This is a genomic window from Dactylosporangium darangshiense (genome assembly GCF_039537565.1).
GTDB lineage: Bacteria > Actinomycetota > Actinomycetes > Mycobacteriales > Micromonosporaceae > Dactylosporangium > Dactylosporangium darangshiense.
On sequence record NZ_BAABAT010000038.1, the window covers coordinates 59,153 to 85,605 of the forward strand.

23 protein-coding genes are annotated in these 26,453 nt (G+C 67.9%); 13 read left to right on the forward strand and 10 right to left on the reverse strand.

Going from position 1 to position 26,453, the window contains the following annotated elements:
- Positions 1 to 94: 94 nt before the first annotated feature.
- From ABD901_RS43370 to ABD901_RS43390, 5 genes are all read right to left on the reverse strand, one after another.
- A complete protein-coding gene (locus tag ABD901_RS43370) occupies positions 95 to 493 on the reverse strand; it encodes a hypothetical protein (RefSeq protein ID WP_345136909.1) in 399 nt (132 codons plus the stop codon).
- 627 nt (positions 494 to 1,120) lie between these two features.
- Positions 1,121 to 1,852, reverse strand: a complete 732-nt coding sequence (locus ABD901_RS43375; RefSeq protein WP_345136910.1) for a DUF6082 family protein — start codon at positions 1,850 to 1,852, stop codon at positions 1,121 to 1,123.
- 343 nt (positions 1,853 to 2,195) lie between these two features.
- Positions 2,196 to 3,197, reverse strand: coding sequence for an ATP-dependent DNA ligase (locus ABD901_RS43380; RefSeq protein ID WP_345137014.1), 1,002 nt, complete (start codon positions 3,195 to 3,197; stop codon positions 2,196 to 2,198).
- A gap of 364 nt (positions 3,198 to 3,561) precedes the next feature.
- Entirely contained in the window at positions 3,562 to 4,125 is a 564-nt protein-coding gene (locus ABD901_RS43385; RefSeq protein WP_345136912.1) for a GNAT family N-acetyltransferase, read from the reverse strand.
- Positions 4,118 to 5,476 carry a helix-turn-helix domain-containing protein gene (locus tag ABD901_RS43390; RefSeq protein ID WP_345136915.1) on the reverse strand — a complete coding sequence of 453 codons (1,359 nt, stop codon included), beginning with the start codon at positions 5,474 to 5,476 and terminating at the stop codon, positions 4,118 to 4,120. Before ABD901_RS43390 ends, ABD901_RS43385 begins: the two co-directional genes overlap by 8 nt.
- Positions 5,477 to 6,226: 750 nt before the next feature.
- On the opposite strand from ABD901_RS43390, the gene ABD901_RS43395 reads away from it, so the two are divergent.
- The 9 genes from ABD901_RS43395 to ABD901_RS43435 all read left to right on the forward strand — a co-directional run bounded on the left by ABD901_RS43395 (position 6,227) and on the right by ABD901_RS43435 (position 15,343).
- The gene (locus ABD901_RS43395; protein WP_345136919.1) at positions 6,227 to 6,388 is read left to right on the forward strand and encodes a hypothetical protein; all 162 of its coding nucleotides are present in this window, start codon (positions 6,227 to 6,229) and stop codon (positions 6,386 to 6,388) included.
- Between the two features lie 70 nt (positions 6,389 to 6,458).
- Complete coding sequence (locus ABD901_RS43400) at positions 6,459 to 7,676, forward strand: NsdA family TPR-like regulatory protein (RefSeq protein WP_345136922.1); 1,218 nt, start codon at positions 6,459 to 6,461, stop codon at positions 7,674 to 7,676.
- A gap of 1,206 nt (positions 7,677 to 8,882) precedes the next feature.
- Positions 8,883 to 9,155: a hypothetical protein gene (locus ABD901_RS43405; RefSeq protein WP_345136924.1), complete on the forward strand. Its 273-nt coding sequence runs from the start codon at positions 8,883 to 8,885 to the stop codon at positions 9,153 to 9,155.
- Positions 9,152 to 10,630 (forward strand): APC family permease, encoded by a 1,479-nt coding sequence (locus tag ABD901_RS43410; RefSeq protein ID WP_345136926.1) that lies wholly within the window; start codon positions 9,152 to 9,154, stop codon positions 10,628 to 10,630. The genes ABD901_RS43405 and ABD901_RS43410 overlap by 4 nt, the downstream gene beginning before the upstream one ends.
- Before the next feature lie 169 nt (positions 10,631 to 10,799).
- Complete coding sequence (locus ABD901_RS43415; protein WP_345136928.1) at positions 10,800 to 11,486, forward strand: hypothetical protein; 687 nt, start codon at positions 10,800 to 10,802, stop codon at positions 11,484 to 11,486.
- Positions 11,483 to 12,763, forward strand: coding sequence for a histidine decarboxylase (locus ABD901_RS43420; RefSeq protein ID WP_345136931.1), 1,281 nt, complete (start codon positions 11,483 to 11,485; stop codon positions 12,761 to 12,763). Before ABD901_RS43415 ends, ABD901_RS43420 begins: the two co-directional genes overlap by 4 nt.
- A 111-nt stretch (positions 12,764 to 12,874) precedes the next feature.
- Positions 12,875 to 13,360: a hypothetical protein gene (locus tag ABD901_RS43425; protein WP_345136933.1), complete on the forward strand. Its 486-nt coding sequence runs from the start codon at positions 12,875 to 12,877 to the stop codon at positions 13,358 to 13,360.
- A complete protein-coding gene (locus ABD901_RS43430) occupies positions 13,357 to 14,217 on the forward strand; it encodes a hypothetical protein (RefSeq protein ID WP_345136935.1) in 861 nt (286 codons plus the stop codon). The genes ABD901_RS43425 and ABD901_RS43430 overlap by 4 nt, the downstream gene beginning before the upstream one ends.
- Positions 14,218 to 14,635: 418 nt before the next feature.
- Positions 14,636 to 15,343 (forward strand): hypothetical protein, encoded by a 708-nt coding sequence (locus tag ABD901_RS43435; protein ID WP_345136937.1) that lies wholly within the window; start codon positions 14,636 to 14,638, stop codon positions 15,341 to 15,343.
- A gap of 7 nt (positions 15,344 to 15,350) precedes the next feature.
- On the opposite strand, the gene ABD901_RS43440 is transcribed toward ABD901_RS43435, so the two are convergent.
- From ABD901_RS43440 to ABD901_RS43450, 3 genes are all read right to left on the reverse strand, one after another.
- On the reverse strand, positions 15,351 to 15,509 hold the full coding sequence (locus tag ABD901_RS43440; protein ID WP_345136939.1) for a hypothetical protein: 159 nt from the start codon (positions 15,507 to 15,509) through the stop codon (positions 15,351 to 15,353).
- Positions 15,506 to 16,051, reverse strand: coding sequence for a hypothetical protein (locus ABD901_RS43445; RefSeq protein ID WP_345136941.1), 546 nt, complete (start codon positions 16,049 to 16,051; stop codon positions 15,506 to 15,508). The genes ABD901_RS43440 and ABD901_RS43445 overlap by 4 nt, the downstream gene beginning before the upstream one ends.
- 146 nt (positions 16,052 to 16,197) lie before the next feature.
- Positions 16,198 to 16,389 carry a hypothetical protein gene (locus tag ABD901_RS43450; RefSeq protein ID WP_345136943.1) on the reverse strand — a complete coding sequence of 64 codons (192 nt, stop codon included), beginning with the start codon at positions 16,387 to 16,389 and terminating at the stop codon, positions 16,198 to 16,200.
- 257 nt (positions 16,390 to 16,646) lie between these two features.
- Here ABD901_RS43450 and ABD901_RS43455 point away from each other — a divergent pair, with 257 nt between their 5' ends.
- Positions 16,647 to 17,189: a hypothetical protein gene (locus tag ABD901_RS43455; RefSeq protein ID WP_345136945.1), complete on the forward strand. Its 543-nt coding sequence runs from the start codon at positions 16,647 to 16,649 to the stop codon at positions 17,187 to 17,189.
- 152 nt (positions 17,190 to 17,341) lie between these two features.
- On the opposite strand, the gene ABD901_RS43460 is transcribed toward ABD901_RS43455, so the two are convergent.
- A complete protein-coding gene (locus tag ABD901_RS43460; protein WP_345136948.1) occupies positions 17,342 to 17,623 on the reverse strand; it encodes a hypothetical protein in 282 nt (93 codons plus the stop codon).
- Between the two features lie 816 nt (positions 17,624 to 18,439).
- Here ABD901_RS43460 and ABD901_RS43465 point away from each other — a divergent pair.
- Positions 18,440 to 20,032, forward strand: a complete 1,593-nt coding sequence (locus ABD901_RS43465; RefSeq protein WP_345136950.1) for an ATP-dependent nuclease — start codon at positions 18,440 to 18,442, stop codon at positions 20,030 to 20,032.
- Positions 20,016 to 21,080, forward strand: coding sequence for a UvrD-helicase domain-containing protein (locus ABD901_RS43470; RefSeq protein WP_345136952.1), 1,065 nt, complete (start codon positions 20,016 to 20,018; stop codon positions 21,078 to 21,080). Before ABD901_RS43465 ends, ABD901_RS43470 begins: the two co-directional genes overlap by 17 nt.
- Positions 21,081 to 21,434: 354 nt before the next feature.
- Here ABD901_RS43470 and ABD901_RS43475 read toward each other — a convergent pair whose 3' ends face one another.
- Positions 21,435 to 22,859, reverse strand: a complete 1,425-nt coding sequence (locus ABD901_RS43475) for a hypothetical protein (protein ID WP_345136954.1) — start codon at positions 22,857 to 22,859, stop codon at positions 21,435 to 21,437.
- A 1,243-nt stretch (positions 22,860 to 24,102) separates the two neighbouring features.
- On the opposite strand from ABD901_RS43475, the gene cas3 reads away from it, so the two are divergent.
- Entirely contained in the window at positions 24,103 to 26,361 is a 2,259-nt protein-coding gene (cas3, locus tag ABD901_RS43480; protein WP_345136956.1) for a CRISPR-associated helicase Cas3', read from the forward strand.
- Positions 26,362 to 26,453 lie beyond the last annotated feature (92 nt).

Here is a 26,453-nt window from a genome sequence, read left to right on the forward strand (position 1 = left end):
GTCAGATCACCGACAGATAGCCCTGCCGTTGCATACCGTGACAAATGTCGGAACTGATCGCGCCGACCATTGAGTGCACCCGCCAGCGGCTGGGCTAGGGCTGCGTCGTGTCCCAACCGGTGGCCTCGGCACGGGCTGCACGGACGTGCGCAAGCCGATGCATCACCACGGCACGCAACATCTCGACCGACTCGGCCAGCGGTCCAGCCGCGCCAGCTGACGTCGGCCAGAACCGGTTCAAGACCGGAGCGGCCAGGGCGGCAAGCTCGTCCACGGCCGCTGTCGGTCCGGCAAGCACCAACTGGTCACGGAGTGCGGCGAGGATCTCGACACGAGCGCGGTCCTGACGTTCCGGCGTGCTCGGCAGCACTGCAAGCCAGGCATCTCCGCACAGCAGGACCGCGATCAGCACGGTCCTGATCTCCGCAGCGAGCGCGACGTCACTGACGCTCGCAAGGCGGCGGGTCTCGGCCCCAACGCACTCATCGTACATACGTTCGATCATAGGCGCGGTCGGACATCCTCGAGCGCGAAGCCGGACCGATCGCCCGCTCCTCCAGGGAGGTCCTCGCTGCGTGGCCTGGTCGGTGCTGGGTGATGCACGGGTAGACGTGGTGGACGGCGGCGACGGCCTCTTGCTGGTCCGGCATCGCACCCAGACCCGCGAACAGCGGCACCCTGGCTACGCGGGTCGGTCATGCTCACTTTCCGTCTTCGTAGACCAGTGCCGCCACCACGTCGTCGTGCCGGGTACGCACCGACCGCCCGAGCTGGCCAGCGCCGTCCGCGCCAGCATTGACGGTCTCGCTTCCGACAGTGCGACGTGTTGCCACGCGTTCGTCGGAGGAGCCGAGGGAATCCGGTATGAAGGCAACGAACGGATGGCTCGGCGGTGGGGTGGGTGATCGCCGGGTGGCCGTCGGCGACAAGGACGTGACCGTCATGGCGGACAGTCCGGGGACGGCACGTTATGCGCGATGACTGCCGCGATAGGAGAGCTGCTCCCAACTCGTCGCAGCACGACCAGCGTGCCGGACTTGTTGCGCCAGCCAGACGCCCCACGGGCCCGCACGCCCGCGGGGCCATGTTGGCGCGGGTTCCCAGTGCCGACACAACGTTCTCACCGCCGCCCGCGGTCGCGTCGCCGCCCGGCGAGGTACCCGAGCGCTGCTGCGGCGACGAGACCTGCGCCAAGTGCTGTGGCCTTCGGCCCGGCCCGTCCAGGCATGCCCGGTCGTGCCGGGCGGTCGAGGGGGACGGCTGGCAGCGCTGGCATCGCAGCTGGCGGACCCGCGTGCTCGGCGTGGGCGTATTCGTCGTTGAGTACGGCGAGAAATCGGCGGGCGATCGGATCCGGTCGGACGATCCAGGTCGCACCGTTGCAGGTCCAGAACTCGCGGCCAATGGCGCCACGGAAGAAGTTGGCTGCATCGTTGCGGAGATCCGCTTCGCTGAAGTTGCCAATCCGCCACAGCATGTACCAGTGCGAGACGACCAGGTTGCTGAAGGTGTGCAACCCTCTGTCGTATTGCGCGGGCTGGCCGCCCGGGGCCGGGGCGCCCCAGACATCGAGGTACTCAGGATTGTGGATCGTGAACGTCAGCAGGTCGAAGTGCCGCTGGCGGACGGCCTGCTGCTCGGCAACCCGATACTGCTCACGCTGCATGTAGATCGAGATCGCGATACCGCAGAAGCCGAGCGCCGACAGCACCGCCGAGACGGTGCCGTATGCCTGTCCGACATCGCTGAGCTCAGGCCAACTCAGCGGCCACGACGACACCCAGGCCAGCAGCAGCGGCGAGGCTACCACCGCGGCAATCAGACCGGCGCTGAGCCAGAGCTGGAACAGCAACCGATGAACCCGGTACCGCTCTCCGCGAGCTCGACGCGCAGCCATCGCCACCTCCGCCACCCCACGGTACGGATCCATAGCAAATCGTCGATGGGACCGGATTGGGGGCGCGGCCTTGGGGGCCGGGCGGCCAACGACATCCAAAAAGTCGGGTGCAAGGCCGGTTTGGGCGGGCACGGCCGTGGATCTAACTCAGCTAGCGAGCCGCGAGGTCCCTGTGAAGCTGGCGCAGCTGCTCCGCGTACAAGGCAACCCCCCGATGAAGGTGCAGTGATCCTGCGCCGCCTTGCCGGCGCAGGCGGACGTGTACGTCCGTCGGGAGCCCGGCGCGGGCCGCCGGGTCTCAGAATCCGGCGGCCTGCGTCACGTCGTACACCGACAGGTCAGCGCGTACCCGCACAAACCCAGCACGGTGACGCCACCGGCCGGCCTCCTCGTCGAACGCGGCGTCGACTGCAACCTCGACAACGACGGTCGGCTGGACGGGGATATAGGCCAGCGGCTGCCGCTGCCCCAACTGCCCGGACCACGCAGCCGGCAGCGGTACCGGCCACGGGTGTGCCACGGTGCCGCCGCGCTGCTGGGCAACGTACCGGACGAACGCTTGGCCGAGTTCGCCCCACTGGGCCGCTGGGACCGGGTTCGTGAGGCCGACGTAGCGGAGCCGGCCAGCGGCGTCGTACCGGCCGAGTAGCAGCGCGCCCGGCGCCGATAGGCTGCCGGTGACACCGCCGACGATCGCCTCCGTCGTCGACCTGGTCTTCACCTTGACCCAGCCGCGGCCGCCCGGCACATACCGGCCGGCGGGGTCTTTGGCGACGACACCTTCGACGCCGGCGTGCTGCCAGTCCGCCATCCACGTACGGGCCTCGTCCGGGTCTGTGGTCTGCGGGCACAGCTGCAACTGCGGCGGGGCGCCGGCCAGGAGTCCCTCGAGCCGGGCCCGGCGCTCGGCCAGCGGCAACCCGGTGAGGTCACCGCCGGCATGATGGAGCAGGTCGAAGACGACGTAGTGGGCGGGCCGGTCCCGTGCCTCGGCAAGCAGCCGACGGCCGGCGACGACCCGCCGTTGCAGAGCGACAAAGTTGGTCCGGCCCCGATCCGGGTCCCAGACGACAAGCTCCCCATCGAGAACGCAGTCGACAGGCAGGAAGGTGCGCAGCAGCCGGGTGACGTCCGGGAAGTAGGGGCTAAGGTTGCGACCGTGCCGGGATTGCAGCACCACTCGACCCGGGTAGATCCAGGCCAAGCTGCGCCAGCCGTCCCACTTCGGTTCATACACCGCACCCGCAGGCAACTGGCTGCGACGGCGTGCATCGGCTCCAACGGCGGCCGCATGAAGCACCCCCGTGAACAGCGGAAACACCTGAAACGCTACCCGCCGAGCTGACCAGCCGCCGACGTCAGAACGCGACCAGCGGCCCAGCCGCGGCAACGTCGTTGAAGCCGGGAGCATGGCCAGCAGGCAACCACCGGCTGATGGTGTCATTCTGCGAGTGGAAGTATGCGGTCACCCCGGGTGATCCACACGCCGCTGAGCGGCTCGGATGACACATTCCGCCCGGTACAGCTCGATCTGGGTCGCCGATGACCCGCGTCGGAGCGTAGAGGTGCAGAGCTCGGTCCTGCGCCCGAGTGGCCAACGCAAACGTGTCGGCCGTCGGCTAGCCGGACAGCGGCGAGCCGGACGTCGCCTCTGACATGCGAGGTTAGTCTGCGGACGGGATGAGCGGTAGGAGTAACGCGTCGTAGTTCGGTGAGTCCGGGTATGGCTTGAGCTTGCCAATCTTGGTCCAGCCCCATTTTGCGTATGCGACTTGGGCGGCGGTGTTGTCCTCTCGGACGAGAAGGGTTGCGCGATCTTCTGGGCGTTTGTGAAGAAGTTCGTCATGGATGGCGCGAGCGATGCCCAGGCGTTGCAGCTCGGGGCGCACCATCAGTTCGCACAGCGCGAACGTACGGTGCCCGTTTTCGGCGATGGCATCGGGATCGACATGTGTGGTCAGTCCCTGCCACCAGCGGGCGCCTTCGGGTAACGCGTAGCCGAGAGCGAGCCCGGCAGGTTCCGTCTCGATGGTTGCGATGACCAGTTCGAACCCTGGTGAGCGCATGTATCCCCGCACGCGTTGTAGGAAGCGGTCCGGGTCGTAGAAGGCGCTCGGGATGACGTCTGCGTGTGTGGCCGCGTAGATAGGTGCGACGACCGATTCGAGGATCTGTTCGGCGTCGGCGGCCAAGTAGTGGGCGATCGTCAGGCTCTGCGAGTCAGTCATGCCGCGTTGCCATCGAGGTGAGCATGTGACGAGCTTCGCAGACAGCGGGGTCGTTCGCCGCCTTCACGGGTATTGCGTCGACCACGTGTTGAGCTGACCGGCGGATCAGGGCGTCGTGACGCAGTGGGGAGGCCAGGCCGGTGAGTGTCCGGACGGTGTGGCGCGCGCCTTCGATCGGATCGCCGCCCGCGACGAGGCAAGTGGCCCGGTGGAGTTCGATCTGCGCGCGTCCCTGGTAGAGCTGAGTGGGGTAGAGCGCAAGTGCGGATTCTTGAGCCTGGGTCGCGCGCGAGGTGTCGCCAGCGTGAGCGTAGACGAAGCTCGCGACATGTAGCAGGCGCTGTTGACCCCAGCCCCATTGCGATCGCCGGTCGTCGACGGTTGCTGCCTCGAGGCGGTCGAACGTCGCCTCGAGGTGGCTGAGCGCTCGGCGGGCATCGTTATGCAGTCCCAATTGGGCGAGTCCTTGAGCACGTGCGGCATAGCCGCTGGCGGAGCCGGCGGTGGCTTGTCCGTCCGAGACAGTGACCGCGTCCTCGGCCAAAGTGAGCGCAGTTGTAACGGGCAGGTCGTCGTACAGCGCGAACACCGCACGTCTGCCGCGGATGCGGGCCTGCAGTTCGTGGTCCGTCGTCTGGTCAGCGGCGCGAATTGCAGTTCGCCAGAAACGCCTGGCCTGTCCCGGCAAGTCTGAAGCGATGAGTGTGATAGCGGTGAGCGCGCTGAGTTCCGCGCACACCCGCGCAAGACGGTCGCGGAGTTTGTCGTCGGCCTCGGTCAGTCGTGCGTGTGCTTCATCTAGGTCGACGAGGAGTTCTGGAAGCACTGTTGCCGGAGAGACGACGCCGACATCGCAGGCGTACTGCCAGGCTGTACGTTCCCATTCCTCGACATCGCTGGGGGTGACCGGCGCACGCAATCCCCGATCGACATTCCGGCGCACCGCTTCCATGCGATCGCCCGCCGGGAGCGTATTTCGGGCGACGCTGAGCGCGCCGACAATGCCGTACAGGACCGTTCGTCGGTGCAACGGCTCCTCCTCGTCATCGGAGCCCGCACGGCCGGCGCCGTTGGAGGACTCGGCGGCATAGAGGCCGGACGCTGGGTCTGGCGGGTCTGGCTCCGCGACGATCGAGCCGTGCAGGGTCGGATGTGTGAACCAGAGTAGGTCGGCGGGGATGCCGAGGAGTCGTGCCCAGTGGATGAGGCGGTCGAGGTGGTGTTCGGGTTGTCCGTTTTCCAGGCGGCTGATTTGGCCTTGTGTGACGCCTACCCAGCTGCCGACGATCTCTTGGGAGATGGGGATGCCGTGGTGTGGGTGCCGGCGGTAGGCCGCGATGAGGTGGCCCATGTGGCGTCGGCGTGCGGCGTCGCGGATGGTCGGGTGGGACCAGAAGTCTGCGGGGACGGCTGGCGGGTGCTGGCGTAAGAGGTCCACGGTGGCGTCGCAGGATGCGCAGTAGATGCCGTGGTTGTCGCTGGCCAGCGACGTTCGGCACCTTCCGCAACGGCGCCGTTCGGTTGACACAAGCCGACCTCGCCATCCGTCAATGTCGCTGACGCAGTGAGTGTAGCTGCACTTGAGGGTTGGACGTCGCCGTCAGGAGGTTGATCAAACTCGGATGATGATGGACCGGAGGATCTGTACGTGCGGGGATCACGCATGGCGCGACACGCATGATCGATATGCGCGAAATGCATAGGCGCCTGTTGGTTCAATGGTGGCGACCATTGATGCGTGAAGGTCAAGGAAAGCCCGTTCGCGGGACGGGCGGCAGTGGGTCGAAGTGCGGCGGCGTAGCTCTCGACGGCGTGGATCCGGTGGCCCGGTGGCCGTTGTTGTGCATGGTGCACGCGCTCGGCGACGTTCTGACGGGGTCGTTGAGCGCAATAAGCGCGTGCTTCGGCTGCCTCACCCTGGAAGGCCGGATGCACTCCTGTCGCGGAGTGCGGCGATCAGGTCGTCAGGTCGTCTCGAGCAGCGCGTGCGGTTGACCCTTTTCGGACGTTCGGGCGTCGGCGCGTATGAACCGGACGTTTTCGCATTTGAGATGCGTCGAAGACAGTGCGTTAGTACGTCTGTTCGACTAGCGTCGCGGCCATGACTGATGCCACGGGCACATGTCCCGCGACGAAGACAACCACGACAGCAACCGGCGACATCGAGGTTCGCTGCTCCAAGATCCTGAAGCACGTCGCTCAGGGTGACCCTGTGCACGAGGCGAAGTTGGGCGTCTTCCCGATCCGCTGGCGGGACGCGTAGGCGGCTACGCTCGGGGTGGCCGAGTTGACACACCATGTGTCACATCCGCACCCGCCGGGGGACGGTGAACATGACCGAGGTCGACCCGCGGTTCGCCGGCCGCCTGCGCGAGCTGATCGAGCTGCGGCTGACGTCGTACCGGGCGCTCGCTGCACGCGTCCACCATGGCAAGACCCACGTCCACGACCTCGCCACAGGCCGGAAGACGCCCACCCCCGAGGTCGCGCAGCGGCTCGACGACGCACTCGGCGCGGGCGGTGAGTTGGCGGCGTTGGCCGCCGCGCAGACCGGGCCGGTGGCCGCGCACGACGCCCCCGCGCACGATGCCGAGATCGAGGCGCTGGAGCTGGCCCGCCGAGTCGAGGCGTCCGACGTTAGCGATGGCACCCTCGGCCGCCTGGAGCAAGTCGTCGACCGGTTAGCCATGGCGTACGCGGGCTCGCCGCCGGCCGAGCTGCTGCCGCGGGTCCGGCGGCACATCGCGTACGTCACGAAGCTCAGCCAGGCGCGCATGACCCTCGCGCAGCGGCGCCGACTGTTGGTCACCGGCGGGTGGCTCGCGCTGCTGGCCGCGACCCTGCACGTCGACCTGCGCCAGGGCAACGCCGCCGACGCGTGGCTGGCCACGGCCGAGCAGATGGCCGACCACGCCGGACACTTCGAGATCAGGGCGTGGTGCTTCGAGACCAGGGCGTGGGACGCGCTCACGGCCGGAAGGTACGGCGACGCCCTGGAGCTGTCCCAGCACGCCCAGGCCGTCGCCCCGGCGGGCTCGTCCGCGCTGATCCAGGCCACGGCTCAGGAAGGCCGCGCGTGGGCGCGCATCGGCGCCGCAGCCGATACCCGCGAGGCTTTGGAGCGTGTCGCGCGTCTGGTCGCCAACTTGACGACGCCGGAGAACCCCGAGCACCACTACCGGTACGAGCCGGCCAAGGCGATCAGCTACACCGCCACCACCTTGTCGTGGGTCGGGGACTCGGCCGCCGAGCAGTTCGCCCGGCACGCAATCGCCGAACTGGAGGCGGCGCCGGGCGGCGTCCCGCGGCCGCGCCGCCTGGCCAACGCGCGGCTCGATCTCGGCTTGGCCCTGCTCGCCGCAGGGCGGCCGGACGAGGCGTCGGCGGAGGCGCTGGCCGCGGTCACATCGGGCAGGCTTGTGCCGAGCACCTGGTGGCGCGCGGTGGAGGTCTACCGGGGCGTACAGCAGTCCGGCGCCCCAGAGGCGGCCGAGCTACGCGACGCGTTCGAGGCATACCGGCCCGCGCTCCCGGCCGGACCCGCAGCCTGACCTGTCCGCCTGTCCGCCTGTCCGCCTGTCCGCGGACAGGCGCGGACACCGGCGGACGCTCGAGCGCATCCGATCGCGGCCGGCATCCGGCACGCTACGCATCAACGCATGACGGCTCGCATGACCGTCGTGCGTTCCGTAGCAGGGTGCGCCGGCTGCTGAACGCTGCGAACCGTGGCCGGCGCGCCCACCCCACCCGAAATGCTGAGACGTGGAGCTGTCGGAGGCGGTCGACCTGCGCCGCCACCACCGCAAGGAGCCCGGCACCGTCCGGTGCCTGATCTGCCACGAGCGGCATCTGTGTACCGAGTGGCGCCGGGGCGCGAGCCGTTGCCCTCATGCTTGTCCGCCGGGCTTTCGCGGCCGCCCGGATCCGGGAGGCGTTGTGATCACAGCCCCCAAGCCTGGCTCGGCTGATGACGCGGATGAGCTGGGGCCGCGGTCGACGTCGACCTGCTCGGCCTGAAGGCAGCGATCCGACAGGAAGACGGCGACCTCGTGCTCGTTGCGTTCGACGGTGACGTCGGCGTCCGGTTCGTCACCGCCGTCGGGGGAGCCGCGACGACGTCGTCGGCGCCGAGCGGCTCGCTGGCGTGCTGGAGCACTTCGCCACGATGCTGCGCGATGTGATGGCCGCCGCGACCCTTCGCCCGCTCGGCCACCGCGGATACGACGCCTTGAGCGGCCGCCCACCGCTGGCGCGCCCTGTCTGGCTCTGGGCCTTTGGTATGCGGCCGGTGGGTCGATCTCGACCCGCCATGGGCGATGGGCGAGCCAGCTCATCCGCATACGTTGCGGACTGTACGCATGGCGTGGGTATCGATCATGCGCGTTTTGTTATGGCTGGGTTGGCCGCGGTTGTCGATGATCCATTGCATCGGGAATCGAGTGCAGTCATCGGTGTCCGGATTGTTTGGGTCGGGCAGGTTCGTCTGCGCGGCCTAGTTCGGCGGGCTGGTTGGTGGTGCTTGGCGGCGGTGCTGCCGTCGGGCGTCGCCTGTGTTGCTCCCTGCCGCTGTGTGTGCGGAGCCCGCGGCGGTAGGTGAAGGGGAGGGCGTGCTGTTCCGCGGGTCGCTAGGCGACGCGGTTCGTGTGCTGCGGCATGCCCTCCCCGATGCAGGGCCGAATGCTGTGCGTTGCGCGCCGGGTCGATGGGCGTGCGATGTCGAGACGCGGCGGACGTCGCGGTGATCTGGGGAGGCGATCTTGTTGTTTGTCATGCCGTTGAGCGGGTTTGCGGTGCGCCGGGACTGGCCGGACGGCACGCACGAGTTCTTCGGGCTGTCCGGCAGTCTGCGGCGGGTGTTGCGCAGGTTGGGCCGTGACGAGCGCTACTGGCGGCATGGGCCGGTGCGTCCGACGAGCCGGATCGTGGTGTGGCTCAGTGCCACGACGTTCCGAAGGCATCAGCAGGGCTGCCGTGACCTGGCTTGTGTGGGTGGCCTGTTGGTGCGGCGTGGCGTGGAGGTTGGCCGGTGATCCGGCGTGGGGAGCGGCCGGTGTCGGGCGTGTCGGTGGGGTTGGCGCGGCGGCGGATGAACGGTGCGATGCTGGCGTTGTACGAGATCGGCGCGTCGTCGCCGATGACGGTGCTCGTCGGCGGTGTCCTGGCGATGTATCAGACCGGGGTTGTTGGGGTGCCGCCGACGTTTCTGCTGGCCGGTTTGGCGCTGGGGCTATTGGTGGTCGGGTATGTGGCGATGAGTCGGCATGTGCCGCACGCCGCGCCCGGGTATGCGCTGCCGGCTCGGGGGTTGGGGCCGCGGTGGGGGCTGGTCGGTGCGGCGCTGGCGTTGCCGTCCTACAGCGCGATCGGGATCGCAATTCTAGGTTTGTTCGGGTCGACGTTGTCGGGGCTGGTCGGCGGGTCATGGGTGTGGTGGGCGGTGGTCGGCTGGGCGGTGATCGCGGTTGCGGGCGTGCTCAACGTGGCGTTGAACACGTGGGTGGTGGCGGTGGTGCTGTGCGCCGAGCTCGGCACGATCGCCGCGTTCATCCTGGCCGCGTTCACGCATCCGGCGGGCGGGGAGATCACGTTCACCCCGTTGTCGGTCGGGGCGATGTGGCGTGACGGCCTCGGCGGCGTGTTCACGTTCGCCATCGCCGCGTTCGTCGGGTTCGAGACGGCACCGGTGTTCAGCGAGGAGGCCAAGCACAGCCGCAGCGTCGCACGGTCGATCGCCGGGGTGTTGGCGTTCTACCCGCTGTTTCTGTTTATGGCGGCGTGGGCGGTGGCGGTTGGTGTGGGCGGTCTGTCGGAGGAGGTCAACGACCCGGCGTCGGGGCTGCCGTTCGTGGTGCTGGACCGTGCCTACGGCTCCGGGTTGAGTCTCCTCGCGACGATGCTGCTGGTGACGTCGATGTTGACGTCGATGCTGGCGTTTCACGGCACCGTGGCCCGTTACGTGTACGGGATGGCCCGGGAGAAGGTCCTGCCCGGCTGGCTGGACCTGGTCGGCGGTACGGGTGCCCGGGCGGGGGCGCCGATCGCGGGTTCGTTGACGCAGTCGGCGGTGGCGTTGATCGTCCTGGCGGTGGTCGCGGCGGTGCACGCCGACCCGGTCACGTTTCTGTTCACGTGGTTGTCGGCGGGGGCGGCGCTGGGTGTGCTGGTACTGCTGGTGCTGGCGTCGGTCGCGGCGGTGGTGTTCTTCCGGGCCGGTCGGGGCGGGCACGAGTCGGTGTGGGTGCGCACGGTGGCGCCGGTGCTGGGCGTGCTCGCCGGCGGTGCGGTGATCGTGGTGATGCTGGCGAACCAGTCGCTGTTGCTGCACGAGACCAAGGTCGGTCCGCAGCTGGTGCTGCCCGGGCTGATCGTCGTGGCGGTGGTGGCCGGGTTGGTGTGGGCGGCGCAGATGCGGCGGTCAAGACCACGCGTGTACGCGGAGATCGGTCACGGCAGGCCTGATCCGATCGCGCAGCCGGAGGCCCGGTTGGCGGTGCTGGATGTCTAACTCTCGGCACGCCGCCGTGTACCCGATGCAGCGCATGGCCCCGGCCAGTCAGCCGTGGGACCCGCGGACGGCCGGCCGGAGTCCGGGATCGTACGTCGCACCGGCAGCGTCGCAGTCTTGGCCGGCAGGCAGCGACTTCGAGCCGGCGGACCCGGCGGCTGACGCGGCCGTGCGGATCGCCTGGGCCGATCTTCGCTCGCAGGTCGTGGCCCGGCTGCGGTGGATGAACACCCACCACGCCCAGCATGCGTGGGATCAGCGGGTCCGTGACCCCCTTGCCGCGCACGCGTTGGCGTTCTTCGCCTACGAACCGGCGGCTGGCCGCTTCGAGCTGCGCACCGCAACCCGGCTGTTCCTGCACGGCGACGCCCCGTACGTGCTGCCGCGGCTGGTGCACGAGTTCACCGGCCAGGCCATCCGCTGCCAGCAACGGCGCCAGGACCCGATGGTGACGTTGACCGACCGCCGCGACCCACTGTCGCCGCAGGCGCGGTTTCTCGGTGTAGGGGTGTCGAGTCTGGACACCCGCTGGCAGTCCTGGGAGGTCACGCAGCGCACGGCGGCAGGGATCGTCGACATCCCGGGCCGCTGTGTGGCGGTGCTCAACGACGGCACGACGATGGTCATCGACCGGGGCGGCCGGAAGCAGTACGACCGGTTCACCGTGGCCAGCACGGCCGAGCTGGAGGTCGATCCGGGCATCGTCGGCTGGTTTCGCGGGTTCGACTGGCGTCGGGTGCCCGACGTCGCCGCGCTGCTGGGTGGGCCGCTGAGCGAGGTCGACCGGCGGGACCTGGGCGACGCGCTGAGCCTGCTGGCGAACCTGGCTCGGGTGCTGGGGGCGGATCGGCCGTGACCGCCCTCAACACCACCGCCGATCCGCTCGCCCTGGCCGCGCTGGACAAGCTGGCGGCGGATCTGCGCTACCACGCGACGAACAACATCGGGTTCCCGGACGCGACCGACTTGGACGTGCGGCCCTTGCTGCCGCTGCTCGGCACCCTGTTGAACAACGTCGGCGCGCCGTTCGGGCCGGCCGGCCCGTACCGCGGGCACAGCAAGCGTTTCGAACTCGCCGTGGTGCAACAGACCGCAGACCTGTTCCGAGCGCCGTGGGACGACCGGTGGGGCTACGTCACCTCCGGGGCGACGGAAGGCACCCACTGTGCGCTGTGGCAGGCCCGGACCCGGTTCCCCGACGCCCTGCTGGTGGCCTCAACGGCAGCGCACTACGGCGTGGCCAGGGTCGCCGACATGCTGCGCATGCCGCTGCTTACAGTGCCTACCGACGACCGCGACGAAATCGACTACGCCGCGCTGACCGACCTGGTGCGCCGCTATCGGCTGCCGCGCCGCCGCCGCGTGCCGGTCGTGGTCGTCGCGTCAGTCGGCACGACGATGACCGAAGCGGTCGACGACGTTCGCAAGGTCCACGCCGCCCTGGACACGGCAGGAGTGCCCCGGGACGCGCGGTGGGTGCACGCCGATGCGGCGCTGGCCGGTGTGCCGCTCGGCCTGCTTGATCCCGGCGCGCGGCCAGGGTTCGACTTCGCCGACGGAGCGACGTCGATCGTGGTGTCCGGGCACAAGTTCCTCGGCGTGCCGATGCCGTGCGCGGTCCTGGTCGTGCTGGACTCGGCGCGCCCGGCCGGCCACGACCGGCTGGTGAGCTACACCGGCAGTCTCGACGAGACGGTCACCGGTTCCCGCTCCGGGCATGCGCCGCTGATGCTGTGGTGGGCATGGCAGGTCTGGGGCCTGGACGGCCTCCGGCAGCGGGCGACAAGGACGCGCGCGTTAGCAGCGGCGACCACGGCCCGCCTCGACGCGATCGGCTGGCCGGCATGGCGACACCCCCTCGCCTTCACCGTCGTGTTGGACCGGCCACCCCGCACAGTGCTGGACCAATGGCCGCTCGGCGTGGACGGCAACCGAGCCCACCTGGTCTGCATGCCCGGCAAGACCACGACCATGCTCGACGCCTTTGTCGCCGACCTGCACCACGTCGTCACCGGTCAGGCCGGACCCGGCACAGCCGATGCCGGGCGGCTGCGGACAGCGGTGCCGGGTCCGCGCACGGAGCACCTCGCGGGTCCGGCGTTGGCGCCATATGAGAGCGCCGAGCCGTGCTGAGCGCTGCTACCCCAACCCGAGTGAGGAGATCCAGTCATGGCGCAGCCAGCAACGTCACCGCTGTGGCGTAACCACATGACGCACACCGGCCGCGTGTCGTATCTACCAACCATGGGGCAGGTAGCGGTGCCCGATGAGCAGGCCGGGGACCGGCGGTGGTGCGCGGTCCTGACGGGCCCGTCCGGGTCCTGCGCACCTGGCGCGAAGGCGCGGGTCACGGCGGGACAGATCGTCATCGCCTTGGCGGTGCCACTGGCCGATTCCGTTGCGGAACTCCCGGCTGACCGGTTCGCCCGGGTGCGGCTGGCGCAGGCCGAGGCGGGCGACAGCAACCCGAGCGGGACCGTGGTCGCGCGGGGATTGGCCGCGCCGCTGCGCGATGTCGACCGTCGGGTCGTCGTCGTGGATGCCGCCGCCCGGCGCCGGCTGATCGACGCGGCGCACATCCGCCAACCGCTGATCGTCACCCGCACCCTGACCCGGCTCGTCGACGACGGGTTCCTTGAGCCGCTGCCGCCACCGCTACCAACCGCACAGGCGTACAGGCTCGTCGTGCACCACGCACTCCGGAACATCGCCGACGGAGCAGACCTGTGAACGCGGACGAGGGCGCCCGCGACGACACGCTGAGCACGGTGCTTGCTGGGGCGTACGCAGCCACGATGGAGGGCCATACGGTCCGGGCGAAGGCGTTGATCGCTGGGACCCTCGCCCAACTCGACCCACGCGATGCCCCGGCGGACTTGGCGCTGATCGAGTTGGCGGTCTTGTGGACACACCTGGTCGCGGAGAGCAAGGACTGCGCCGACCCGCCGAAATCGGTGGTTGATTGGGCCGGGTGGGCAGTGCTGACCACGCGGTACCTGTACGGGCCGGGGCATCGGCAGACCGGCCGGGCGCTACTCGGGCTGGCGCGGGTCCACGCCGCCCGCGGCGAGCACCTCACGGCAGCAACGCAGTACCAAGCCCTGGCCGAACCGTGCTTCGCACGGGCGAACCCGGCCGCGGCCCTGCTGGGTCGGGAGGGTGCGGCAGCCGAGCTGCACGCCGGGGGCCAATGCCAGGCCGGCATCACCGAACTCACCGCGGTCGCCCAAGATGAGCGGGCCTGGCTGATCCGCACACCAGCCGAGTACCGGCACCAGCTCGCGGCGATGCTAGCCGCCTGCGAACGCTTCGCCGAGGCCCGCGCCGTTCTGGCCGGTGCTGACCCGTCGGCTTTGGCGGGACGGGATCTCCGCGAGGACCTGGGCGCCATCATCGCCACCGCGCCCCTAGCCGACATCGATCCCATGCATCCGTTGGTGTGTGAACGGCAGGCCGGTCGAACGGACCCAACGACGCGCAGGACCGAACATCGGCCACGTCGACCGGACCCGGACGACGGCGGCAGCCGGCGACCGTCCTTCTTCGACGACCTGCGGAAGCTCACCGACGGCTGGCCACAGAACTAGCCGCACTTGCCAGGCCTCGCGGCCGGGGTGAGTTCGAACAGCGTGTGGCTGTCGGGATCGGACAGGCACTAGACATGGGCGTGGTCGGCGGCGATCCAGCAGGCATCCGCCCGGCCGCATTGGGGGAGCAGTGGTAGACGTCGCCCGCCGGGGCCGCGGGGGAGGTGTCGTTGCACGAGCAGTCCTCGTTGGCCCGGTCGATGCGGCCCGTGAGCGTGCATCGGCCCGGATGGTTGTGTCATGGTGCGTGCACCGGCGTGATTCGCTCAGATCAGTCTCGGGACGTGGGTGACACGTCCGGCTAGACGATCTTGTGTGGATCACAGTAATCGGACGCGTTGACGGTTTCCAGGGATGGAACGTCCTTCAGAAACTAGGCGGCCTCGGCGGAGGCTCGCGGCGCGCGTAGGGTCCGGGTGTGCACGAGCTCATCGATCCACGAAGCGATAGCGTGCGAGTCTTTCTGCGCCGCTGGTACGGAGCGACAACAGCCGGTCGACCGGCGATCGCGCTGGAGTCTGACCAGATCCCGCGGGAGCTTGTCGACTGGCACGATGCGGTCGCCTCGACCGGAGTTGCGGTCACGTTCCATAACCGCCCCGTTGAGCTGTCCAAACTCGTTCGATCCGATAACGGAATGATGATCTTCTGGATGGAGAACCAGGGCAGCTACTACTGGGCCGTCGATCCGGACGACGAGCAGCCGGCCGTATTCGTGACCGTGTACCCCACCGAGGAGCCGTGGCAGGCGACCGGGGAGACGCTGAGGGGTTTCCTGCTGCACTGCACGATCGACGAGGCCATGCTCGGTGCTGCGGCCCGGTTCGTGGTCATGATCCCGGGGCGGGTTGCTCAGAGCTACCTATCGAACTGGTTCGTACCTCTGGGCTTTCCTCACCTGGCCAACCAAGACCCGTCGACGCAGCTTCTGTGTAGTCACGATGCGCTGGCGCAGGTGTGTCCGCCGCCCGTGGGATACAGCATCCCGGGCGACGCGACCCAGATGTTGTCGGTCGCGGTGACCAACCCCGACGACCTTGACAAGTACCAGGCAGACTTGCGCGATTACCTCTCCACAGTGCCTCGCCAACCACCCGTCGAGATCGACGAGCTCCCCCCGTTCTGAGATTCGGTCATCGCTTGCGGCGTGGTGGTTCGGGTTTGCGGACCTTGAATCGGGCGATCGGCACGGTGGCGGTGCGGGCGGCCTCGGTGAGTAGTTCGTCGCCGTCGTAGACCCGGAAGGTGTGGTCAGCGGACTCGACCGTGACCGTGCGGCCGGCGTGGATCATCCCGACGTGGATGCCGCAACGGTGAGGGAACCGCGGCAGCTGATCCGCCGCTGGACGCGGACGGGTTCGGGTGCCGGGGTCGGTGGCGGTCCGGCGGGGCGGGCGTCGCGGATGCGGGCCTGTTCGGCGGGGGTCAGCGGGTTGGGCAGGCTGCGCATCAGCACGCCGTTCTCGATCAGTTGCAGCAGGCCGCCGTCGAGGCGCACGGTCAGGCGCCGGCCGGCGAGGTGGTAGCCGATGGGGTGTTGCCGACCGGCCAGGCAGATCAGGCCGGTGGCGTTGACGGTGCGGTCGACCTCGATCGGGTCGCCGGGCTGACCGGTGGGGATGGGTGGCGGGCCGGCGGGGCGTCCGCCTTCGTCGAGGAGCCGTTGCAGGTGGGCGACGGTCAGCCGGGACGGGACGGTCTTGAGTCGCACGCCGTTGGTGAGCAGGTGCACCACGGTGGTGTCGGCCCAGAGCGTGACCGTCGCACCGGCCCGGTCAGGACCGAGCCAGAACTGCTGGCCGCACACGGTCAGATTCCCCGACAGGGGCACCACGCGGGTGAACTCGACGGCCAGGTCGACCGGGTCGATACCCTTGTCGAACGGACCAGCCGCTACGTGTTGCTCCTACACCTGCGGGGCGGGCGCGACGCCCACACCGTCCGGGACGCGATGCAACAGGCCATCCACCTTCGCGAAGATCAGATCGGTGAACGATCGGCCAGCCCCGGCGCCGGCGCCCGCCGACGGCCCGGCCGCTGCCCAGCGGTCCGCCGCTGCAGCACCCGCTTGACGGTCTTGTGGGTCGTGCCGCACAGGGCGGCCGCGGCCCGCAGGCTACCGGTCTCCTCGTAGGCGTTGATGATGTCCAACTCCTGCCTCGCAGTCTTCAATAGAGGGGTGCTTCGGGGCTTGCTGACGTGCTGGTTGGCACCGCAAGTCTCACGGCCCCGAAGGACCCCTTAAAAGATCAACTCATCCCCTGCGAGGTGGGGACATTCACTGGCCACGAGCGGAGACTTTGCCACGGCCACGGACATCAGTGGCACGGCGAGCCCGTGCCTATGTCGACCGTTGCGTTGGGAAGCTTGACTGGCACTCGTACTTTGTCAGTAGATGACGCGCGCTCTCCGTCCTTGGAGGAGACTCTGTGGCCCAAATCAACTGGCCTGAAGCACTCGTAGGATTCGGACTCGGTCTAGTTCCGCTGCTAGCGCGTCAGATCTATATCTTCGTAAAATACGTACGCATTCCGACGCGTCGCAAGTACCTCGGCGATTGGTGGCTTTATGACAAGAGTACAACCGGTTCTGGCAGCGTCCTAGAGCGGCATATCCGCGTTTCGTACTCCATTCTTCTGGATCGGCTCGCAGTCAAGACGCTGGATCGGGATCAGACGGGTGCCTCCCCCATGGCGGAGGCACTACAGTACACCGGTACCATTTCGGGCCGTCAGGGAATGGTGCGTTATCTATTTCTACGCGATCCCGGCTCTCACGAGAAATTTATATGCTACCTCTTTGATCCATTTTATGATCCGATCGAACAGACATTTGGACTCTATATTGCACTCGATCTACAGGGCATTCCTGCGGCTGGCCCCATGCTGATTAGCAGGAAGAGGCTCAGTGCCGACGAAGCCACGTCCCGTCTCGCTGGTGACGTCCTTCGCCTTGATCAATTGATCCGATAGCCGACTTTCGGCGGGCCTCCGGCTGTGCCCCGCGTGGTCTGTCGGTCAACCCCCGAAACATGGGAGCTGCCCCTTGTGGCGTTGCATGTCGGAGCCGTGTGGTTCGCCACGTACCCGGGCCATGTAGGCAGCGGGGATGTCGTCGGGTCGTGTTAGCCGGAGGTGCCACGGGTGCCGTGTTGGTAGACGACGTTGGGCTGAAGGTTGCACGCCCCGGGCACCGGTCCGCTGTGGTGCGCGACCCGACAGAGATAGGTGATGAGCGGGGCCAGCGGGCCAGGATCGTGCCGTAGGTGAGGTGCGGGTACGGCGGTGCGCCAGGGGACCGGGTCGCGGCCGACGTGGGTGGCGGCGTCGAGGATGTCGCGCCAGGTTGTGCGGACCAGGTACCGGCCTGACGGCGACGTCGGCAGCCCGCGCCACGGCGCCGCCACGGCATCGTGATGTTGCGTCCAGGGGCCCGGGCGGCTGGGTACGAACCTTGACGATGCCCAAGTGGCGGCCCGTGACGCATTCTGGTCGGCGCGCCCCCGAGCCTTCGGGGCGCCACCTGGAATCGTGGGGCCGATCGTCTGTTCGACGTTGTCCGTCGAACTACCAGCTGGCGCTGATGGTCGATGTGTCGAGGTGCTGTCTTAGCTAATGATGGGTTGGTGACGCGTCGGCTGTTTGCTCGTCGCCGGTCGCGGCGATGGCGCCGCCACGGAATTGGTCTTGCCGTTGTCGCGGCGTTATCCGCCGGCGTGCGGGGGGGTGTGTGTGGTGGCTGGTCGGATGGTCGATGCCGCAGTTGGGCTGGACGTCGTACTCCTAGCTGCCGACATTGCCCGAGTCGTGCAGCACCCGCAAGTCTCACGGTACGAACGGCTGCTGTACGTGCGGCGCTACACGACTGCGACGCCTTCGCGCAGGTGTCACCCGGCCGCTGGCAACTCGGGATACGCCGGCTCGCGTTGCCTCCACCTGCACACCGGGCGGCTTCGCTGCGTGGCTCGCCCGCTCCCGTTGCGCCACGCCGCCTCAACTGTCGACCGGTCTTGCGAGCACCAGCTCAGCTCCCTTGAGGCCAGTCGAGTGACGCCGACTCGCGGTGTCGGAGAGCAGCCCGTCAAGTCGCACCGGGTGTGCGATACATCGAGACCGATGTCGTGCATGGTCATCAGGATCCTTGATCACCGAGAGCCGGGTCGTTCGCCACTCGGCGAACGCTTTCGCGTGCCTCTAGCCGATAGTTGTGGAGCTACCGCGTCGTGCTGAAGAAGATCGTCATCAAGAACTACAAGGTGTTCCGGGACTTCTCGCTTGACCTCAACCCCGGCGTGAACGTAATCGTCGGCGATAACGACGCGGGCAAGTCCAACCTGCTGGAGGCAATCAACCTCGCCCTGACAGGCCGCCTTCGGGGCAACGCGGTGGCGGCGGAGCTGTCGCCGTTTCTGGTGAATCTGGAGGCTACCCGTAAGTACACCGAGGCCCTGTCCGCGAGTGGCGCGCCGCATCCTCCGGAGATCCTGATTGAGCTGTACTTTGACGACACCGAGGATCTGGCTGCGCTCAAAGGTACGAATAACTCCCTCCGGGAGAGCGCGCCAGGTGTCAAGATCCGAGTCTGCTTCAATATTGACTTTATCGATGAGTACATTGCCTACACGGCGGGCGCAGCCTCGGTCACGTGGGCGCCGACCGAGTACTACCAAGTTGAGTGGACCAACTTTGCCGGAGCGGCGATCACGGCGCGAGGAGTCCCGGCGACCGCGACCTTGATCGACGCGACGACCATCCGACTCCCGAACGGAGGAGACGCCTACCTCCAGTCGATCATCGCCGACTCCCTGGACACGCGTCAGCGGGTCGAGCTGTCTCGGGCCTACCGAAGCCTGCGGGAAACGTTCGGCGACATCGCGGCGGTCAAGGAGATCAACGACAAACTCGCCGGCGAGCGCGGCGAGATCAGCGACCGAGAGTTGAGCTTGTCCATCGACATCTCGCAGCGGGCCGGGTGGGAACGTAGCCTCGTTCCCCATCTCGACGAGCTGCCGTTCCCGTACGTTGGCAAGGGCGAGCAGAGCTCACTCAAGATCCTCCTGGCGTTGACCGAGAAAATCGCCGACACCCACGTCGTCCTCATCGAGGAACCCGAGAACCACCTCTCGTTCTCGTCGCTAAATCAGCTGGTCCACAAGATCAACCAGAAGTGCGCCGGGAAACAGGTTCTCGTGACGACCCACAGCGCCTACATCCTCAACAAACTCGGCCTCAACGAACTGATCTTGCTGACCAACATGGGCGGGCAACGCATCACCGACCTGCGCAACGAAACCGTCGACTACTTCAAGAAGCTTTCCGGCTACGACACCCTGCGCCTCGTGCTCGCGAAACGCGCGATCCTGGTCGAAGGCCCCTCGGACGAACTCATCGTGACTCGCGCCTACCGCGACGAGCACGGCCGCGACCCGATCGCCGACGGGGTGGACATCATCAACGTGCGCGGCCTGTCGGCCGCCCGCTTCCTTGACCTAGCCGTTCCCTTGGCCAAGCCCGTCGCCGTCATCAACGACAACGACGGCGACGCCGCCAAGATGGAGCAGCGCTACGACGACTACGCGGCATACGATTTTGTCTCGATCCACATCGGAGCCGGCGAAGCCGTCACGCTCGAGCCCCAGGTTCTAGCCGCGAACGACCTCGCGCGCATGAACGAGATCCTCGGCACGAACTACCCGACCGACGAAGCGATGCTCGCCCACATGAAGGCCGACAAGACCGGCTGGGCGCTGAAAGTGTTCGAGTCCGAGCAGCCCATCACGATGCCGCAGTACATCCGCGATGCCGTCCGCCGGTAACCGCGCGGTCATCGCCGCCGCCGGATCCCTAAAGACCCAACTGATCATCGAAGCCGCACTCGCCGACCAGTCCCAGCGTGTGCTCATCACCACCTACACGCAGGAGAACCTCGCCCAGATACGCCGACGACTTGCCGAGATCAAAGGTGTGATCCCCGCTCACATCACCATCACGACATGGTTCCAGTTCCTTATCCACCAGGGCGCCCGGCCCTTTCAAAGCAGTGTGACCAACAAGATCGACCACATCCGCTCGCTCAACTTCGACGGGCAGCGGTCACGGTTCGCTCGCCGCGACAACCCGCTCAACTACTACTTTGACCGCAATGGCGACATGTACCGCGACGGGGTCGCCGACTTCGTCTGCCGCGCCGACGACGCCTCGGACAACGGCGTCATGCGGCGGATGGAAGGTATGTACGACCACATCTACATCGACGAGTTCCAAGACCTTGTAGGCTACGACCTCGACTTCGTTGACAAGTTATTCGCCTCCAGCATCCACGTCACCGTCGTCGGTGATCCCCGCCAGCACACCTTCGCAACGAACAACGGACCACGGAACAGGCAGTACCGCGGCGCCGGCATTATGAACTGGCTCCGCCACAGGCAGGCGTCCTGCGTGCTGGAGATGCGCAGCGAGAGCTGGCGCTGCCACCAGCTCATCTGCGACTGGTCGGACCGCCTTTTCCCGAAGATGCCGACAACCAAGTCCCGCAATGTCATCGAGACAGGCCACGACGGCATCTTCATGATCGTCGCAGAGGATGTACCCGCTTACGTGGCGAAATACGGACCCCAAGTGCTGCGAGACCGAGTGACCACCTCAACACTCGGTATGCCAGCCCTCAACATCGGCGTGTCTAAGGGCAGCACCTACGACCGCGTACTGATCTTCCCCACTCAGCCGATGCTCAAATACCTGAAGACCGCCGACCTGTCGGCACTTAAGGCACCCGACCGGCTCTACGTCGCAGTAACCCGGGCCAGGCATAGTGTTGCTTTCGTTGTCAAGGCTGGCGAAGCGGACTTTAAGCCGACAGCATGAAGGACGCCTGCGAATCAAGCATCGCATTGACCGCCAGACGCCGACCGAATGGGCCGACTTGGCGACGTGACCGTTGGTCCTGCTGACGTCGGCCATTGCGGGGCTGCGGCAGAAGCTCCGGATCCCACATCGATCACACAAGTGTCCACATGGGACATGAAAAGACTCTGATCTGGCGCGAGCCGCCTGATCGGAGCCTTGCTCAACTGTGCCGCGTAGAACTTACCTACACCCGCAGGCTAAGCAAGAGCCTGCTGGTCTTGCAGCGTCGGGCGAACGAAACCACGCCCGGGGCCAGCTCGCGGACTTCCCAGCGAGGAACGCCCGGCAGGCGACATCCTCGCGGCGTCGATGTCACAGCCCGATCACGCCGACGGCCCGGCCACGCACGGCCAGATATGTGTCCTCGGTCGCGGCCTCGAGGTAGCCAGCCGGCGCTCGGGTCCGCAGTGGTGGGCTGGCGTCGATCAGGTTCTCCCAGGCGGCGTCGCGACCGCGGTCGAAGGCCAACGCCACCTCCTCGGCGATGTCGAATCGCTGCTGGCGTTCCCGCTGCCAATACAGTGCCTCGCGTTCCACGCGGAACTGCTCGAGCTCATCCTCGCCGGAACCCAATGTTTCGGGGGGTCGGTCCTCGTCGACACTCCGCGCCAGCGCGCTCTCCGTGGCCGCGAGCTGGTCGCAGGCGGCGTAGAGGCGTCGGGACATGCCGAGAATCAGTTCGGTGCCGGGAACGCGTGCGGTGAGCATGTCGAACCGTCCTGACGGCGGCCGTTGGCGGTACCGGCCGGCCTCCTCGGCATCGGCCCGGGCGCGGGCTGTGGAGGTGTCGCGTTCCAGCAGCAGCACGGCACCGGCGGCCTGTGCGGACCGGTACTGCTGCACTTGTGGCCCGACCGGGGTGATCTGCAGTTCATCGGGTCGTGTCTCGCGCAGCAGCAGGTAGTACAGCATCCTGGAGCGGGCCAGGTCGAGCAGGCTGTCCGGGTCGGTGCCGTCGTAGATCGGGTCGGGCTCGCTGCCGGGCGATCCAATGATCTCCATGTCGAGGGTGACGAAGACCCGGTGCTCGAGGCTGGTGCCGCACAACACGCGCACGTGCGGACCCGCCATGAGACCGGGACGGCACAGCTGGACCGCGCCCTCACGCAGCTTCGGCAGGCCGAGCCGCCGACCGCCCTTTGCCTCGATCAGCCAGGGCAGATCGAACCCGGGGCGGAAGGCCACCAGGTCGGGCAGGCCGTCCGCCGAGTTCCACTTCGGCCCGGCGTTCTGCGGTGTGAACGCCTCGGCGTGCGCGGTCGGCCCGAGCCGCAGCAGCCCAGAAGCGGCCCACTGAGCCATCGTCATACCCATCCGATAGCCGAAGACGGTCTGCGCCGACACCTCGGTGCCATGGGTGTACACGACGTTGGGCCGCAGGTGATAGCCGGCGCTGGGCGCCGCGGCCGGCCGGTCGCGGCCGAGGTAGGCGAACAGCGGCGCGCAGCGCGCCATAATCTCCGCATAGGCCAGGCCCGGCACCGCCGCGAGCCAGCCGACCGGATCCCGGCCGACCAGGGTCGCGGCGTCGAGCACGTCGCGCCACGTGGTCGGTACTAAGTAGTCGCCCGGTTGCGTCCACGGCCAGGTGGGCCACGGTGCCGAGGCCGCGTCCACGCGGACAGGCCTAGGACGCGGGGCCGGCTGCAGCGGATGACTGTGTCGCACGATCACGGGGATGTCTAGGGCGTCGTCGGCTGCGAGGAGGGCGTCGGCGGCGCCGGGTGGCGGCTGCATAGCTAGACTCTGGCAGGGCGTCACACCCTGCGCTACGCCGGTCGATGCGACCGTCGCGCACCATAACGGCACCGCCGGCCGGCTAATGGTGTAGCCGCCGGCCGCCCGCGGCCGTCGCGGCGCGGTCGGCCGTCATCGCGGCGCCTGCACGACGCCGTCGCCGGATCCGGAAGCGAGGCGAGGCGAGGCCGGAGTTGCGTGCGGGTCTGGACCAGTCCTCGGCGAACTGTCGGAGCAGTGTGAATAGGTCGGGCCCCGACTTGCCCGTAGTGCAGGCGTGCAGGTCCGCCAGCGGCCGCTGGGCGAGGTAGCCGAACCGGGCGAAGGAACGCCCACGCTCCGCAGGGCGTCCCGGTCGGACGTGTCCAGCAGCTGGTAGACGTCGGTGCGGGCGAGGGTGGCGGATTGGTGCCATCCCGCCGCGGGTGGCCGCCTTTGCCGGCTCTGTTGTTGAGCAGCGTGTCGGCGACGATCAGTTCGGCGTCGGCGGGCACCAGGCGGCTGGTCGAAGCTCGTGCCGGTATAGACCGGCCGAGTCGGGAGGTGCGGCAGCAGGCGATCCTGTGCGAGATCACGCATCGCAGTCAGGTCCGCGACCGTCGACGGCCCGGCCAGAGCGCGAAGGTCCGCGGCCGTCGCGTCCGGCGGCAGCCGCAACAGCGGTGAGCCGGCGATCATCGGGTTGCGGTAGATCTCGACCAGCAGCGCCAGGGCGTAACAGGTGCCGGCCCTCCAGGCGTCCGACCGTTCGGCGAAGCAAGCGGGCGGGCTGCAGCCCGGTCTGGTCCGGATCGAACTTTGTGAGCCCTTTGCGGGTCTTGATGTCACGCTTGTGGCTGGGGGTGCGGTAGCTGTGGGTGGCCCAGATGGCTTCGTTCCGATCGGCAAAGCAGGGGTCGGAGGCGAGGAAACGGGCTGGGTGTGACGCGCGGCGATCAGGGCGGCGCGGGGACCGGGTTGTGTGGCTTCGGCTCGTGCAACGCTGTCGGCGCGTTGTCCTTTTCGTTCACGGTCACGGCCGGGCGGCTGCGCCACCGACCGCCGCTGCTCTGCGGGTTGTTAGCCGGAATCAGGCCGCTCGATCGGCTCCGCGCTCGGACCGATTGGGTACGCAGTGGCGCCGGTTATCCACATACGTACTGACCTGATGGTCATAGCTTCGGCGTCGACGTTTAGGGCGGCCGAGTTTTGTCGTACCCGTGTGGTTGTGTGCCGGGTGTCAGTGCGCGGGAGGAGTCGAGTCGTGTGGGCACACAGCAAGAACCAGCTTGGCGTCCGTCATCGCATTGAGGACCATCTTCGCGGGACAGCGCAGTTGGCGAGCCGATTCGCCTCATCGTTCGGCATGGCGGAGTTGGCGTGGTGGGCGGGGCTGGTCCACGACGGCGGCAAGTGCTGGCAGGACTGGCAGGACAAGCTGTTGCTGGTGGAGCCGACGGGTGGCCGGGTGGGGCTGGACCACAAGTCCTTCGGGGTGCAGCTTGCTCGGCGTCATGGGTTGAAGCCGGTCGAGTTCGCGGTCGCGGGGCATCACGGTGGATTGACGAATCGCGGCCAGGTCGACGACCTGTTCGGTGAGGACCACGCGCATCAGCAGTGGCTGCGCCAGGGGCCGTGGGCGGACGCTGAACGGAAGCTGCGGGTGGTGGTGCCGGAAATGTTTTCCCGGGTGCCGCCACCGCCTGGTGAGTTCGGTCCGGACGGCGACAAGATGGGCCAGGACTTCCTGCTGCGGTTTCTGTTTTCCTGTCTCGTGGACGCCGACGTGGTTGACACGCAAGCGCACAGGGACAACGCGGCGCCGAGGGTAGGGCCGGACCTGGACGCCGCAGTCGTGCTCGACCGATTCCTGGCTCGTCGCGCGGACTTTCTGCGCCGACGCCAGCCGGGAGCGATGGACGCCCGGCGGGAGCGCATCTTCGCTGCTGCCATAGCCGCTGCGGAGCGTGAGCCGGGCATCTTCCGGTTAACCGCGCCGACTGGTACGGCGAAGACGATCGCGGCCGCGGGATTCGCGCTGAAACATGCGGCGCTGCACGGTAAGCGACGGGTGATCGTCTCGGTACCGTTTATCACGATTACCGAGCAGAACGCGGCGGTGTACCGGTCGCTGCTCGATCCGGACGACGCGGATGGCGAACCGATCGTCCTGGAACATCACAGCCACGTCGAGATGACCGAGCCCGGTACGGGTGACCGGCACCATTCGTGGCAGCGCCTCGCGGCGGAGAACTGGGACGCGCCGTTCATCGTGACCACCACGGTGCAGTTGTTCGAGTCGCTGTTCGGCCGGACCCAGTCCCGGATGCGCAAGCTGCACCGCCTCGCCAACTCGGTGCTCGTGCTGGACGAGGTACAGGCCCTGCCGCACCGGTTGCTACCGCAGATCGCTGATGCGCTGCGCATCCTGTCACAGCGGTTCGGCGTGACGGTCGTGCTGTCGTCGGCCACCCAGCCGGCGGTGCACGCGCTGGGCCCACTGAAGGATCTGCACGCGCACGAGATCGTGCCGGAGCCTGAGGCGTTCTTCGCCGAGTGTCAGCGGGTCCGGTTCGAGTGGCGGCTCGACTCGAAGCCGACGCTTGGCGAGATAGTACAGGCGGCCGCCGCCCACCCACAGGCGCTCATGGTGGTCAACACGGTCCGGGACGCGCGAACGGCATTCGAGCACGCCCGGCAGGACGGCCCGGACGGGACGACCGTGCTGCACCTGTCCACCGGCATGTGCCCGGCGCACCGTCAGCGCGTGCTGGCTAGCGTCCGGCGCCTGCTGCGGGACCGGGAACCGGTACTGCTGGTCAGCACCTCCCTGGTGGAAGCCGGTGTTGACCTGGACTTTCCAGCGGCGTTCCGCGCCATCGGGCCGCCTGAGTCAATGGCCCAGGTCGCCGGACGGTGCAACCGGGAAGGTGATCTCGGCGACCGTGGGGGTCTGGTCGTGATCTTCGACCCGGCCGACGGCGGGCTTCCGCCGTCGTACCCGACGCAAATCCGTAAGGCGCTGATACATTTCGGCCCGGAAAAGGCCGAGCCGGAGGACCAGACGGCACTGGCGGCGTACTTCCCGGAGCTCTACCGGACGCTGCGCATCGAGGACCGTGGCAGCCCCGCCAAGGTCATCGCGGCCAACCGTCGCAAGTGGGACTTCATTGCGGTCGCCGACGGGCCGCTGAAGTCCATCGGCGGGACGCAACGGGACCGGGACCTGGCCTTCCGGATGATCAACGACGACACCGTGCCCGTGGTCGTGCCGTACGGCGAGGTCGCTGCACGCCGAACCGTCCAGCAGTGCCTGGTCAGCCTGTGCGGGCCACAGCCGGACATGAGCGCGCTGCGGCAACTGCAGCCCTACATCACCACCCTGCGACGCCGCACCACCCAGCGCGCGGACATTGCCGCGAATCTCGATCCGGTGATCGGAGACCTGCTGCAGTGGCACGGCGACTACGACGACGGGTACGGCATCGTGCTCGAATCCCGAGAGGAGGACTACCTGCTATGACGGTTCCGTGCCAGCGCCCCCGTCATCCGTACGCTCCTCAGCCGGAGCTGCGGTAACGCGATCACATGGCCTAAGGAGCACTATCTGCCGTG

Excerpts from the sequence above, each read along its gene's own strand:
- ABD901_RS43440 (WP_345136939.1), bottom strand. The coding sequence starts at position 15,509 with ATGATCCACGCCGGCCGCACGGTCACGGTCGAGTCCGCTGACCACACC.
- ABD901_RS43400 (WP_345136922.1), top strand. The coding sequence starts at position 6,459 with ATGACCGAGGTCGACCCGCGGTTCGCCGGCCGCCTGCGCGAGCTGATC.
- ABD901_RS43395 (WP_345136919.1), top strand. The coding sequence starts at position 6,227 with ATGACTGATGCCACGGGCACATGTCCCGCGACGAAGACAACCACGACA.
- ABD901_RS43385 (WP_345136912.1), bottom strand. The coding sequence starts at position 4,125 with ATGACTGACTCGCAGAGCCTGACGATCGCCCACTACTTGGCCGCCGAC.
- ABD901_RS43390 (WP_345136915.1), bottom strand. The coding sequence starts at position 5,476 with ATGGGCCACCTCATCGCGGCCTACCGCCGGCACCCACACCACGGCATC.
- ABD901_RS43470 (WP_345136952.1), top strand. The coding sequence starts at position 20,016 with ATGCCGTCCGCCGGTAACCGCGCGGTCATCGCCGCCGCCGGATCCCTA.
- ABD901_RS43425 (WP_345136933.1), top strand. The coding sequence starts at position 12,875 with ATGGGGCAGGTAGCGGTGCCCGATGAGCAGGCCGGGGACCGGCGGTGG.
- ABD901_RS43370 (WP_345136909.1), bottom strand. The coding sequence starts at position 493 with ATGTACGATGAGTGCGTTGGGGCCGAGACCCGCCGCCTTGCGAGCGTC.
- ABD901_RS43475 (WP_345136954.1), bottom strand. The coding sequence starts at position 22,859 with ATGCAGCCGCCACCCGGCGCCGCCGACGCCCTCCTCGCAGCCGACGAC.